A 13,713-nucleotide genomic window follows, 5' to 3' on the forward strand; every position below is an offset into this window, starting at 1 on the left:
TTGTTATCAATCTATGGACAACCCAATGGTGCCCAGGCTCTGGCCGTAATACGGTTAGCTTATGAGCAAGGAGTATGCCAAGTGGCGTAACGCCCCTGTGGTGAAGGGATGGTGTTCGAAATGATTTATGATATGATACTAAATGAAACGTTTTAAAACATTATTATTGGAAATAATTTGTAACAAAATGAAACAAAATGAAATGACTGAATGCTAAATCAGGTTTCCCTCAACCATACGGGTGGAAAGAATGTCCCCCGGCGACAGCGCGCGGTTCTGCCACCGTTCAAAGGCCTGCTGCCAGTCACCCACCACAGCGTCGAATATTTTCATTTTTTTCCATTCCAGGAATTCATAGTATTCGCCTTCAACAGCGCCGCAAATAAGGGTATTGATATTTTCCGACAATAGAAGCCGGCAGAGCTCATCGGCAGATGATTGGGGGAGTACGATGATCTGCTTGTTGGTGACAGTTGAGCGGTCCGTTGTCTGGAGGATCACCACTTCCGTAGCCAGATCAAACCGGGGAATGATGTCGTCACCGTGAACAGGTATGGCAATTTTATGTACGGGCATGGGGGTTACTCAATTCCAAATTGTTTGAGTTTTCGCCACAGGGTACTGCGGCTCATGTCCAGGAGCTGGGCGGCCCTGGCCTTTTTGCCCTTTGATTTGCGCAGGGCGTCCATGATCATTTCCCGTTCCACCGATGCCCATGTGGTCTGGTCCGGTTTCGGTGCAGTCCCGGGCGGAGTCAACACAGAACGGGGATTCGGAGAAGGGGCTGAATTACCGGCGGACGGGGAGGGGGGGAAGGCGGATGCCGGGCCTGATTCAACGATATAGGCCGGCAGGTTTTCCGGTTGGATCAATTGTCCCTGGGCGACGTTTACTGCATATTCCACAATGTTTTTAAGCTCCCGTATATTGCCTTCATAGGTGTAATTCATCAGGCAGGTCAGGGCGGCCTGGGAGAATCCGGTAAGATCTTTTTCGTTTTTTGCCGCGTAGCTGTTGAAAAAGTGATCCAGCAGCAGGCGGATATCTCCTTCCCGCTCTCGCAGTGGCGGCAGATGAATCCTGGCGACATTCAGGCGGAAGAGCAGGTCTTTGCGGAATTTGCCCAACGCCACCATCTCTTCCAGGTTTCTGTGGGTGGCGGCAATGATCCTGACATCGGCATTAAACCCCTTGGTGGCCCCCAGGGGGTAGACCACCTTGTCATCCAGAAAGGTGAGCAGTTTGACCTGGAGGGGCAGGGGGAGGTCTCCGATTTCTGTCAGGAAAATGGTGCCGTTGTGGGCCAGTTTGAACCGTCCGGGCTTATTTTCAACTGCTCCGGTGAAGGCCCCTTTTTTATGGCCGAAGAGTTCTGATTCCAAAAGTGTTGCCGGAAGGGCCCCGCAGTTTATTTTTATAAAAGGCCCCACGGCGCGCTGGGAGGTCTGATGGACGGCTTCGGCCACCAGGTCTTTGCCTGTCCCGGTTTCACCGGTAATGAGAATGGAAGTGTCGCTCTGGGCCAGCATGGGCAGGGTCTGGAAAATTTCTTCCATTTTTCGGCTTCTGCCAATGATGTTGGCAAAACTGTAAGCCACATTTTTTCCCGGGTCATTGGTGCCAATGCTTCTCAGATCTTCAATGGTCTCAATATAGCCGGTGACCTGACCCTCTGTATCCAGAATCTGGGATGCAGTTATCCTGATGGGCAGTTTCTGGCGGTCCAGGTTAATCATATCCGTAGCGCATGAAACAGAGCGGCTCTTTATGGGGCTGGATTTTACCGGGCAGCCCGTGATGCAGGCGGCGCTTCTCAGGATATGCCTGCATTGGATGCCGTAGGCCATGTCATCGGAAAATCCGGACAAGGCCTGGAATGCCCTGTTTAAATGGACCACCCGCCGGTCTTTGTCAAGAATCAGTATCCCCATGGGGATTTCATCCAGGAGATGGGCAAAATCCAGCGGATTGTTCATGAGTGAATGAATACAGGGAAGCTCGGACCTATACATTCTGACGGGTCATCCTTTTGATAAATACGGCCGCGGGATGTGACCTAGTTTCCGTACCGCTGGAGGATATCTTTGATTTTTTCTTCGGTCTGTTTTTCAACGATCAGCATTTTGTCGGCTTTGGCCTGTTTTATTTTCTGGGAGAGGGTTTCAAGGTCCGCCGGCTTTTCCAGGAAATCAGCCGCACCGATTTTCATGGCTTCAACTGTTTTTTCAACGGTGGCATAACCGGTGAGCAGGATGATCTGAAGCTCCGGGCTTTTGTTCTTGATGTTTTTCAATGTTTCCAGTCCATCCATTTCCGGCATCTGGAAATCCATTACAATGGCATCAAAGGATTCTTTTGCCAGGATGTCCAGGGCGTCTGCAGCGGACCCGGCAGTCGTCACCTTCATTCCCATGCCTGACATGCGCAGGGACATGATTTCCAGAAACTCTTTTTCATCGTCAACAAGCAATACTTTTTCGGACATTTTTTACTCCTTCCCCTGTATCTGCCCGGTTGCCATCCAGGCATGGGATTCGATCCAATGGTTTTCTCTCAACCGGTCCACTCAATGGCAAAGCCGTCTTTGATATCCATAACTGGCCTTATCTTCAGAAACTGCATCAATTCAATTTCTTCCGGTGCGGCCAATGGGGCTGCCAGACCGTCCTGTTTCAACCGGTCGACCATAAAAAAGACCCGGTTGCCACTGTCTGTTGAACCAAAGGAAATGTTCAGCGTTTTATTCCCCTCCACTGCTGCCAGGCTTGTTTTTACGGCCCTGAACAACAATAAGTTCAATAAGAACGGGGGCGCATTGAGGAAAATTTTGTTTTCAGGCGGCGTGATCTGAATTTCAGCACCGTGGTTTCTGATAATTCCGGCGCAAAGGTCAATCACCAGGTCAAGTGAGGCTTCAAGGTCTGTCACCACCCGTCCCGGGGCAAGATTATTGGCAAACCGGTTCAGCTTTTTTAAGATTTGATCACTTCGGCCAATTTCTGTTTTAATTTTTTTTGTGACGGTTTTATCAAGATCCTGGGCAAGGGTACGCTGGAGGTCCCTCTGGAACAGATCTTCAAGAAATCCTACATTTTCATTAATAATGGCCAGATAGTTTTTCATATCATGGGTAACCGACATTGCTATTTCAGAGACAAACATCATCATGAAATTCATCATTTTCAATGACAATTCCGATGGTTCAAGTTCAGTTTGATGGGGAGTCATCACTTGTGCTGTCTCGTTTTGGTGGTTGAGTCGATCGGTGTGGTCAACGGCGGATCTTGATTTTACGGTGGGCATATGTTACCAATATTATTAAGTTAAATTCTGTTTATTACCCAGATGGTCCTAAGCATGATCATTTAATTTGTTCTAAAAGTCAAGATGAAACACGGAGTATCAATTGCCTGAAAAAGCAAAGCTTCTGGAAAAACTCATTGGAAATGGATTTCGAATTCCCGATTTTATCCATGTGCCTGCGGAAAAATTCGAAACAGAGGACTTCTCTGAGCTGGAAACTTTTCTGGACACCCACCGCGAAAGCTATAAGGTGATCGCCAGAAGCGCCCATCCGAAAGAATCGGAGTTCAAGGGGGGCACCTTTGATTCGCTTGAGACCTATGCGGATACCGCCGGTATTATTTATGCCCGAAACAAGATCATCAAGATGGCCCGGGAGGCCAGGGGGCTTTCCATCCGCCGTCAACAGATTTTCAACCATGCGCCGGAAATCGATTTCCAGGAGATGGGGGTCATCGTTATGCCCTTTGTCAACGGCGTCAGTGTTATGGCAAAGATGATCGGTGAGGACTGGGAGTTTGGATATTGCCGGAACCGAAACCACAAGGTCCAAAAAGATCCCCATATCACAAAGGTGCCCCATGACCGGCAGCTTGTGCAGCTTTCCAAGGCAATTCAGGAGTGCCTGGGCTTCAAGTGCGAGATCGAGTACATTGTTTCCGTTGAAGGGGATATCTATGTGGTGCAGGCCAAGGATATTTCCAACATTGAAACCCTGGAGGAAAAGGAGAGCCAGGCCTCCATCCGTCTGGACGGTATCCGGCGGATCCGCAAACGGAGAAGCTACCGGGAGCGCCCCCTTTACGTCATGGACAATAAAGCCTTTTATCTGAAAATCATCGATTTGTGCGAGGATTTTATCCAGGAAAATGCCCCCCAGGCCGGTGTGCAGAAAATACTGGATGCGGTGGGTGCCTACGAAGAAGCCCTTGAATCATTTGCATTGAGGCATCAGCGGTTTGCCATCCTTGGCTATGCCATCCATGACACCGGTGATATTTACCAAATCGCCAATCATTATCTTGACGATTACCCCGAATACCAGAAAAAAGTATCAAAGGCGCTTCATAACAATTTATATAAAATAGACATTTTTCTAGCTGAAGCCGATACCCTCATCGCCCGGGACAAGTTCCGCCTTAATCTTTGCAGCCATGATGCCTACGGCATTGATACGGTGAGAAATCCCCTCTGGTCGGCCTATTGGCATGCCAAGCGCCATGACGAGATGATTAAGGATTTCAAACGGCTGGGATTTAAAACAGATGATACCATCGGTATTGATATTGATCCCGAAGGACACCCGGTTGTTTACCGGCATTAACTCTGGGGGTATCTGAGGGAAGCCCGTTCTGCAAGGATCTCTTTTCCAATTGATTCTGCCTGCCAAATAAAAATCGGACCCCTTTAAAATGCGGTGCTTGTCACCTGGGTATCCCTATGGTATACCTTTTTCTTAATATAAATTTAGATAATAGATAAGGGTAAATAAATGAGTCAGTTAAGTCGTCTTAATGATAGAATTATCAGCCGGGTCAACGTGAATCTTGCAGAGTTTGAGTTCGATACGGAAGATTTTGTGATGAACACCCTTGACCATGAGAAGATGCTCAAGTTTTATGCCTTTTACGGGATCACCGCCCATCATCCCATTTATTTTCACTTTAAAAATTCCAATATTGCCGGCAGTTATTTTCTGGGTAAATGTATTGTCAGCCGGTCCGCCATCTATAAAAGTGATGTGAGGGGGGATGAACTGAAGCGGAAAGGGGATAACATCAAATGTGCCAAGCAGATTCCCCTGGTCGAGGATGAAATTATTTTTATCCGTGACAGCCTTCTGTATAAGACCTTGGTCCATTCCAATTCGCACAACCCTGAATGCCCGGAGGAATTCGGTATCCGGAATACCGTTTCTGCCCATTATGCCAATATCCACGGCTCCACCCTGGAAGGCTGTTTTCTCGGTCCCTTTTCCACGGTGGACCTGATGAACCTTCATTCATGCATCGTGGGTGAATTTTCCTATGTTCAGGTCGGGGAGCTGTTTCACCGGAGAATTGATCCCGGGACCGTCTGGATCAGGAGCGATGATTTTGAATTTAAGTTCCGGTTTCAGAAAGGGGTGCTGGACGATTATATCGGCGTCAATGATTCCCATCAGCCCAGGGGGATCATTTATGACTTTGTAAGCGAAAAGGAAGCCGATTACGAGCGGCTTTTTGAGGTGATGGAGATAGAACCCATCAAGGCGCCGGAAAGCTCCGCCGTCAACCGGTATGCGGTGATAAAGCCCAAATCGGAGATCGGAGAAAATGTCCTGGTTTCCCAGCGGGCCTATCTGGACAATGCCCGGATGGGCAACGGATCCAATGCCCAGGAAAATACCTATATTGTCAATTCCCATCTTGAAGGGATGAATGTGACGGCCCACGGCGGCAAAATCATCAATGCCTTTGTGGGCCTGAAAACCTTTGTGGGCTTCAACTCCTTCCTATATGGAAAGGAAGATGCCAGGCTCACCATCGGCAAGGGCTGCATTGTCATGCCACATACCATCATCGATATTAACGAACCCCTGGATATACCGGAAAACAGGCTGGTCTGGGGGCATATCCGGTCCGCCAACGACCTGCCCACCAATAGCCTGTCACTGGATGAAGTCAAGGGTATCCGGGGAAGCGAAACCATCGGCAACATGACCTTTACCGGCTCTGGTGAAGAGTTTGTCGACGCCTTTGCGTCACGCATTGAGCATATCCTGGAAGCCAACGGCGCCTATTGCAATTATGATGGCGAACTCAGCGGCCATGCCCAGGATGACCAGCAGATTGCCTTTAACACCCTTCAGCCCTACCGGTCCGGAGAGAATGCTGGCATCTACCCGTCAATCCGCATCAAACCCTGATCCCGGAATTTAATTCTGAACCGGACCAGGACGCTTTGGATCCCCCGCCGGCAGCGGGGGATCCTTGATTTTCCCTTTAACAACTTACTCACTAATTCCTAATTCGTTTTTTCGGGCCCATTGGGCTATAAAATGCCTTATTGTTAATAGTCTGCGGCGACTCAAATGAAAATGGAGAAGGATATCAAGATGAGGATAATTTTATGTGTGATGATCATGCTGACAACCGGCTGCGCCATGTACCCCGCCTCGTCGGACGGGGAATTTGTCACCTTTAAACACGGCAAGGCATTGTTCAGCGTGGCAAAATCCAATGCGGAAAAAGAATGCGCAACCATAGACAAAATGGCCAAGCATGACCGTACGGATTGTTTCCAGGAAGCCTGCACCAGTACATTCATGTGTTTTGGCAACATCCAGAAAGAAAAAGAATAAATTAAAACCGGCAGGAATAAATACAGGGCTGACCAGGATGATCAGCCCTGAAAAAAAAAGCAAGATTACTATCCTTTATTCAGTTCCTTGAGAACGGCATCGGTGATATCCACATCGGGATTAAGAAATCCGATGGCGTTTGGGTCCTTGAGTATAATATCGTATTTCTTCTTCTTGGCTACTTTTTTAAGGGCGCCGTCGGCTTTTTTCAGAATTTCGGCCACAAGATCCCGGTCCTGCTTTTTGATTGCCTCTTTGGCGTCGGCCACCATCCGCTTGTACTCTTTGATCAAACTGTTGAGAGAATCGATCCTGTCCTTTTTTTCCTCGTCCTTGAGCAGTTCATCATTGGCTTCAAGATCAATTTTGATCTGGTTGATCTTTCGCAGTTTCTCTGTGATCTGCGCCTGCTTTTGCTCCCGGAGCCGGTCAATGTCGGCTGAGGCGGCCTTGCCCATTTTGGATTCTTTTACAAGGCGCTGCAGGTTGATATAACCCACCTTACCGCCGCTGGCCCAGAGGCTGGACGCCGAACAAAGCGAGGCCCCCAGGACGGAAATAATTAAAATTACAAGAAACAAAACCCCGTTACAGGTTCCCTTTTTGACCATCATTTTTCCTTTCATTGTTCTTTTCTATTATCTATTGATTTGCCAGAAGCTCTTCCAGCTGTTTTTGCTTGTATTCAAGTTCCTTGCGATGGTTGTAGATATTTTTAGGGTCCATATAAGCCGCCCAATGCTCATAAAGGGCATCGGCCCTGCCGCTTTCAATCTCCTCCTCAAGTTGTGCGATCTGATATCCGAGCCTGACAATTTCCTTTTCAGCATCGCTCAGATTATCGTAACTGTTTGAAAATAAAGTCCCCGTCTCTGCTTGAGTCAACACTCCGTTTTCGACCTCAGAGGAATCGTCATCGGATGAAGTGCCCGCATGAACGTTGGTGCCGAAGGCCTCTGGCGCGAAGGATGAGGATTCATTTTCTTTTGTACTTGCGTCTTCTGTCGATGATGAAACAGGTACAGCTGAAATATTATTTTTTGATGATTGAGATTCCAAAGCTTTAACAGCACGGGCGGTATTGGTGTCCATTGTCTCAGGGGAAACGGCCATATCCTCAATTTCATGGACCCAGGTTAATTCATCGCCTGACTCTTTAACAGAAAACTGTGATCCTTCACGGCGTGCAGCTGTCCCTGTCCCGAAACCGGTTTGAGCTTGCCCCTGTGTATCTGGAGCCACGGAAATGGGTTGAAATGGTAACTTATCATTCCCGTAGAAACGCACCTGGCCGTTTGCAGCACCTGAATATATAACCGCATAACTATACCCTCTCAACAGGCGGTCCAGCGCATCTTTGACCGAGACATGGTCAAAGGAGCCCGCCATGGGCATTCCAGGTATTTTGTTCGGCAGAAAAATGTCCACCCCTGCAGCCGACGCAAGCTGTCCAAGGAGTTTGAGAAGAGAGTCATTGCCCGCCTTAAAACTGACAAATCCACGGCTGTCTATGCTGAGCCTGCCCCCGCGGGCAGCAGTCTGGCCCGGGGCCGTGAAAAAAAAGGTACAAAGCAAACAGCAAAAACAAATCCTTGACAGATGTTTCATTGTGCCACCAACTTTTCCTTGTCAATGCGTTTAATATATTCCTGAAGCATATGCTCAATCTCAATCATCCCCAGCTTGGTAAACGGATCGGCACTGTTTTTGGTCTTTTCCCTGTACTTCTCGGTCAGCTCTTCGGTAATCACGCACAGGCGTTCATTATGCTTCCGGTTCCGTTCAAGGCGTTTTTCAAGTGCCGCCATCTCCGATTCCAACCCTTTTTTATCCCCCTCCAACATGCGGATTTCCCCGGTTTTTTCCCGGTCCGCCAGCGCCAGTGCCTTATATTTTTCCACCAGGGTATCGTAGCGCTTGGTCAGCTTTTCTTTATATGCGTTCAATGCTTCTAATTTTTGGGCATATACCGCTGCAGCATTTTTATATTTATTCTCGGCGGCCTCCTTTCGTGCAGCCAGTGCCTGATTTTCCACGACCATGGCCTCGGCCAGTTTCTGGAATTTGATCCGCTTTGACTCCTCGGCCATTTTCATCCGCAAGCAGGTACCCAGCTTCGCCTTTTCCTGGGTATACTTTTTTTGGGTGGCCCGCATCCTTTTTTTTACTGCATCAATATCATCATTCAATGCGGCAATTTCCGTGTCGCGCTTTTGAGTTTCATTCCAGAAATAAGCGCTTCCAGCCAGTCCCGCTAACATCAGCAGGGCCACTATGGTCTTTAATAATTTCTCAAGCATAATGCTCTCCTTTTAGAAGGCCGCATTCAAATCCAGCTGAAAGGTATCCACTGCAAGGTCTTCGTCCTGGGGGGCCAGGTGAAGAAGTTCGTCTTCCTGCATATCGGTAATTTCATTGGCACTCATCCACCGGGCTTTTAGCCACACGTTTTTGAAAAGCCCCAGTTCCCCCTCAAAAATGAACCCTTTGTTGTTTGTACCGCCCATGTGAAAGTCTGAATCCGTGAATGCATCCAGCACCGCATCGCTTTCAACATAGCGGTAGGCCAGAGAGAGACTCCATTGTCCCCGGTCCCTGACCTTTGGGTATCCGACCCTAAGCCCCAGCTGGTAACCTGTATCCCCCGATGCCTCTTCTATATCTGCAGCAGACACTGCTGTTGTGCTGACAAGCGACGACTTTTCGGCCATTTTAGCTGAATCGTATCCTAAATTTTTTACCCAATCCCAGTATACTGTCACATGGACCGGCCAAAAGAAGGTGTTGGTAAGCTGTCCGGTTAAATTCAGCAGCTCAAAATCAGCAAGCAGACCCAAACCGTCATATTTCTCTGATTCATTTGTATTGTCCATCTGAAAATCAGAGTTTCCCTTTTGCCTGAATTTGGGTGTCATATGCTGCATTTCCCTTAAATCAGATTCGAAACGATCGCCTGTGAAAGGGCTCCCTTCCACATTGTAATAATCGTAATACGCTGCAGCCAGTTTATATTGCCATCCATAAAAAGGCTTGTGGGAAATACCGGCCTGGGCACCTAACAGGTATTTATCATCCTGGCTCCATTCAGATTCCTGAATGGGAAAATATCCCATGGTTAGAAATGCCTTAAAGGGATTAATTTTTACGGTATCGGTTCTAAAATTCAAGGCAACACCTTCGAAGGCGAGGTCACTGTCCCAGACCAATGAAGAAGCAGTGAACCAGGGGTTTTCCATTATACCGAAGGTGGCGGACGCCTGGGGGAATTTTCCTCCCCACACCTCTTCCCTGGGTTTGTAGGACCATTTTAAATTGGCCCGGTCCAAAACAATATCCGAGCGGCTGTCTGAATCATCCCCAAGGGTATGATTGGTCGATACGGGATTCCCCACACTGCCGGTGGCCACCCGGATCTCCGCATCCACTTCCCCGACATGTATTTTCTCATGCTCCCTCAACCCAAAAAGTTCACTGACATCTTTTGCTTTTATGATTTTAGCCTTCATGCCGACTCTCAGGCGAATACGCTGCCTGTTTTTATCATTGGTTGTATTCATGAAGGTCCCTGGATTGTTTTTATCCTCAATATTCAACGCATTATCACTGTCAAGCAGGACGGATTCATGCCGAACCCGGATATCCCCGCCGAACCGGATCCGCTCGGACCAGGAATTTCTCCTGACCGTTTTTTCCTTTTCCAATGCGTCTGAAAGTTTTTCCACCTCCTGTTCCAAAAGGACCGATCGTCTCGCAAGATACTGGTTAGAAGATACTGAATCCTTCCTGACCTCATTAATTTGCCTCGTCACATTTTGGGTTACATTTTCAGTCAATTCTTTCATATAGGCGTCTTTATTTTTCCTTGGAAGAATCTCGATCACCTGCTGGCTGGCTTTGGTCTTAAGCTTGTGCCGTTCTAAAAAACCTTTGGCTTCCGCCTCGTCAATCACCCCTTTGGCCTTTAACAATTCAATCAGCGCCTCTGTGGTGTTCATATCCGAACCGTCCCCTGCCTGTCCGGCAACACCTGTGCCCCACGACAGTGCCACCATTAATATCACCCATACCGGGAGCACCCGGAGCCTGCGAACCACACCTTTTCGTTTCAACCCAACCTCCATCTTGCACGGCTTCATTTTTAGTCTCAGCTTTTAAATGTCACTTTAATTTTTAATGTTCTCGGCATATCCCCGGGCGGTGCCTCACTCACCCGGAATCCAGCCATGGCTTTTCTTACTGCTTCATCAACCAGCGTATCTCCGGATGATTTGTAAATGGCCCAGGTTAGCATCCCCCCGCCGTCATCCAGTTTCAGCTTCAGCATGATCCTGTGCTTACCCCCGGGCAGCCGCTCCACATCCTCCAGATACTTGTTCACCTTCTCCCGGATCTCATCCTGGAGAATCCGGGTATACCAGGCATATCTGCGCATAAGTGATTTTTTTCCCCCGCCTCCGCCGCCGATGAGTGAGCGCCCCCCTTTCTTGGCCTTCAAACCAAACCCATCTCCGCCACCGGAGCCGTCGGCATCAAGGCCCAGGTCTTCTCCCGGCGGGGGCTCGTCACTGGTATGATCATCTTCAGGCGGAGCCTCCTCGGGCTCAGGCTCCACAATTTCCTCTTTTTTCTCAATCTCCGGTTCGGGCGGTTTCTCTTTGATCTTGGGCGGAGGCTGCGGTTTGACCAGGGTGACCCGCTGGATCTGCCGCTTTCTGCGCTTCCCGTCATCTTTGAGCAGACGTTTCAACACAAAAAATGCCGAAAAAAGAAGGCACAGCATCACCAGGCAGGAAACACCGATAATCAGGGTTTTGTTTTTAAACCCTTTTTTCCCGCCGGAATTCTCAGAATCAGCCATGGTCTATTTCACCAGTTTCTGGGTCACAAGGCCCAGCTGGGAGATTTCAAGCTTCTGCATCAGATCCAGCACATCCATCACATTCTGGTAGTAAATTTTGGCATCGCCCTTGATTACCACCGGAAAATTAGGATCTACGGCCTTATGTGCCCGCAGGTTCTGCTCCAGTTCCGCCATGGTCACAGGATAGGCATCCAAATAAAGCTGACCTCTGTCGTCAATGGTGATGGCCTTTGTTTTGGGTTTGACCAGGCTGGGCACATTGCTGGCCTTGGGAAGATTGACCTTGATTCCCTGGACCGATGCCGTCACCGCGATGATGAACACCACCAGAAGGGTCCATGCCAGATCCAGCAGCGGGCTCAGGTTGATGTCGTCAAAATTTTCGTTCTGGTATAATTCCCGTCTCACGACTCGCCTCCGTGCACTGCATCGACCCTAAGGGCAAACTGATCGACAAACACCGTGTTATCTGCGGTAATATCCCGGATCCGGCTTACCAGGTAACTGTAGCCGAACAGGGCAGGGATGGCCACGATGAGACCGAATACCGTTGTGGACAGGGCCGATGCCACCCCCGGGGCGATGGCCATGATGTTGGCTTCACCGGCTTCGGCCATGGCGGCAAAGGTGTTCATCACCCCCCACACCGTCCCCAGCAGTCCCAGAAAAGGACCGCCCGAAATGGACATGGTCAGCACCACCAGCCAGGAGTTCATCCGCTTGCTTTCGTCAATCAGTCCCTTTTCCAGTGTCGCTTTGAGGGTCTCAATCATCTTGGGGCTGACCAATGCCTTTTCAGGGGGCGCGTCCGGATTTTCGCAGACTTTTGTATTTTGAAGATTCAGGCTCCGGCATCCGGCTTCATATATCCGGAAGATGCCGGAGCCGTTGATTTTTTTCGTGCCAGTATCTACTGCCACGGGATCCTGGGTCTGATTATAGGATTCCAGGAACTGCCGGTCCCCCCGGGCGGTTGCCCATAGAAAAAATCCTTTGCTGAGCATGATCACCCAGGAACAGGCTGCCAGCAGCAACAACAGCCCAATGACCACCAGGCCGTCCAGGGTGATATTTTTAAAGATTGTAGCCAGGTAGAAGACCGGCATGCCGCTGCCCCCTTCGCTGATTTCTTCAATCCCGTAGCTGCAGAGCTGGGCCCCGGCACCCTGGGAAGCAAAGATGCCCCGTATCCATCCCGGCGAACGGGCGATGCCTGAGATTCGTACTTCATCAAGGTCACCGGCAAAGGAATGTCCGCCCAGGGCATCGCCGCCCACACGGATGTCGCCCGTAATATTTGCCAGGCTGGCCTCGGTGTGGGCGGTATGGACCTGGCTGCCGTCAATATAGATGGCAATCTCCCCTTTGGGAGCTATGGTAATGGCCAAATGGTGCCATCCTTCCAGGGGCAACTCCGCCGCATCATCGGTGACCAGAAACTGGTCCCCGTCATTGACCTGGACCACTACATTGGCGCCCCTTATTCCTAAGACCAGCCCCACATCGCCGACCCTTCTCGAAAAGAGCCAGGCATCCTCCTGGGACTGGTACATCTTTATCCAGGTGGAAAACGTGAACCCCGTTGAAAAATTAAAGGCAGGATTCTCGGGGACCCGCATCACATTGCCGGCGCCGCTGAAGGTGGCCCCGTTGCCGATGGCCCCGGCAAGGCCCAGACCGCCGGTGTACTCTGTTGAGTGCATGGCAAAGGAGGCCGAATCCTGAGGCGTTCCTTCGAATTCATTAAAATGGTAAACCGCCTGGTAGACTGCATCAAAACTCGACTTGCTGTCCCCGCCGGCAACAGCATTTTCATTGCCGTAGTAAAGCCAGACCGCCTCCTGGGCCGCACTCCCTGAAAGTGCTGGTACCTTGACCCAGACCAGGGCAATTTCGTCAATGGAATCAAAACTTTCGATATGATATTTAAGCAGGGTCGTGTCGTCTCCGCTGACGAACCTGAGATCTTCCCCGTTTTCTTTAACCCGGGTGAAGTCGAAATTCCCTGAATGGAGCCGGATCAGAACCGGGAATTCCATGAGATTCTGTTGAATATCTGCTCCGGCACCCGTGGTATTCAGACTTACCTTTTTCCGGTACTGCCATTCTTCATTCCACCAGGCGTGGGCACCAGAGACCAGAACCGCCCAGGTCACCAGCATCATCGCCAGTGACAGCCACATTGTTTTCCCCAACCTTGCTTGAC

General features: G+C 49.6%; 14 protein-coding genes. 3 read left to right on the forward strand and 11 right to left on the reverse strand.

Annotated features, from left to right (window positions below):
• Nucleotides 1-213 precede the first annotated feature (213 nt).
• The 4 genes from HUN04_25665 to HUN04_25680 all read right to left on the reverse strand — a co-directional run bounded on the left by HUN04_25665 (nt 214) and on the right by HUN04_25680 (nt 3,228).
• On the reverse strand, nt 214-576 hold the full coding sequence (locus HUN04_25665) for a hypothetical protein (GenBank protein ID WDP92928.1): 363 nt from the start codon (nt 574-576) through the stop codon (nt 214-216).
• 5 nt (nt 577-581) lie between these two features.
• Nucleotides 582-2,012, reverse strand: a complete 1,431-nt coding sequence (locus tag HUN04_25670; protein WDP92929.1) for a sigma 54-interacting transcriptional regulator — start codon at nt 2,010-2,012, stop codon at nt 582-584.
• A gap of 44 nt (nt 2,013-2,056) precedes the next feature.
• Nucleotides 2,057-2,485, reverse strand: coding sequence for a response regulator (locus HUN04_25675; protein WDP92930.1), 429 nt, complete (start codon nt 2,483-2,485; stop codon nt 2,057-2,059).
• A 68-nt stretch (nt 2,486-2,553) separates the two neighbouring features.
• Nucleotides 2,554-3,228 (reverse strand): hypothetical protein, encoded by a 675-nt coding sequence (locus HUN04_25680; GenBank protein WDP92931.1) that lies wholly within the window; start codon nt 3,226-3,228, stop codon nt 2,554-2,556.
• 178 nt (nt 3,229-3,406) lie between these two features.
• Between HUN04_25680 and HUN04_25685 the strand changes: the two genes are divergently transcribed.
• The 3 genes from HUN04_25685 (at nt 3,407) to HUN04_25695 (ending at nt 6,646) form a co-directional block, all read left to right on the forward strand.
• On the forward strand, nt 3,407-4,627 hold the full coding sequence (locus HUN04_25685; protein WDP92932.1) for a hypothetical protein: 1,221 nt from the start codon (nt 3,407-3,409) through the stop codon (nt 4,625-4,627).
• A 168-nt stretch (nt 4,628-4,795) separates the two neighbouring features.
• The gene (locus HUN04_25690; GenBank protein ID WDP92933.1) at nt 4,796-6,211 is read left to right on the forward strand and encodes a transferase; all 1,416 of its coding nucleotides are present in this window, start codon (nt 4,796-4,798) and stop codon (nt 6,209-6,211) included.
• 189 nt (nt 6,212-6,400) lie between these two features.
• Nucleotides 6,401-6,646: a hypothetical protein gene (locus tag HUN04_25695; GenBank protein ID WDP92934.1), complete on the forward strand. Its 246-nt coding sequence runs from the start codon at nt 6,401-6,403 to the stop codon at nt 6,644-6,646.
• Nucleotides 6,647-6,714: 68 nt separating this feature from the next.
• On the opposite strand, the gene HUN04_25700 is transcribed toward HUN04_25695, so the two are convergent.
• Genes HUN04_25700 through HUN04_25730 form a run of 7 tightly spaced genes read right to left on the reverse strand, consistent with a single transcriptional unit; the run spans nt 6,715 to nt 13,690 of the window.
• Nucleotides 6,715-7,272, reverse strand: coding sequence for an OmpH family outer membrane protein (locus tag HUN04_25700; GenBank protein ID WDP92935.1), 558 nt, complete (start codon nt 7,270-7,272; stop codon nt 6,715-6,717).
• A 16-nt stretch (nt 7,273-7,288) separates the two neighbouring features.
• Complete coding sequence (locus HUN04_25705; GenBank protein WDP92936.1) at nt 7,289-8,254, reverse strand: hypothetical protein; 966 nt, start codon at nt 8,252-8,254, stop codon at nt 7,289-7,291.
• The gene (locus HUN04_25710; GenBank protein WDP92937.1) at nt 8,251-8,946 is read right to left on the reverse strand and encodes a hypothetical protein; all 696 of its coding nucleotides are present in this window, start codon (nt 8,944-8,946) and stop codon (nt 8,251-8,253) included. Before HUN04_25710 ends, HUN04_25705 begins: the two co-directional genes overlap by 4 nt.
• A 12-nt stretch (nt 8,947-8,958) precedes the next feature.
• Nucleotides 8,959-10,755, reverse strand: coding sequence for a putative porin (locus HUN04_25715; GenBank protein WDP92938.1), 1,797 nt, complete (start codon nt 10,753-10,755; stop codon nt 8,959-8,961).
• A gap of 35 nt (nt 10,756-10,790) precedes the next feature.
• Nucleotides 10,791-11,504 carry an energy transducer TonB gene (locus HUN04_25720; protein ID WDP92939.1) on the reverse strand — a complete coding sequence of 238 codons (714 nt, stop codon included), beginning with the start codon at nt 11,502-11,504 and terminating at the stop codon, nt 10,791-10,793.
• Between the two features lie 3 nt (nt 11,505-11,507).
• The gene (locus tag HUN04_25725) at nt 11,508-11,915 is read right to left on the reverse strand and encodes a biopolymer transporter ExbD (GenBank protein WDP92940.1); all 408 of its coding nucleotides are present in this window, start codon (nt 11,913-11,915) and stop codon (nt 11,508-11,510) included.
• On the reverse strand, nt 11,912-13,690 hold the full coding sequence (locus HUN04_25730; GenBank protein WDP92941.1) for a DUF2341 domain-containing protein: 1,779 nt from the start codon (nt 13,688-13,690) through the stop codon (nt 11,912-11,914). Before HUN04_25730 ends, HUN04_25725 begins: the two co-directional genes overlap by 4 nt.
• Nucleotides 13,691-13,713 lie beyond the last annotated feature (23 nt).

It is taken from the genome of Desulfobacter sp. (assembly GCA_028768525.1).
Taxonomy (GTDB): Bacteria; Desulfobacterota; Desulfobacteria; order Desulfobacterales; family Desulfobacteraceae; genus Desulfobacter.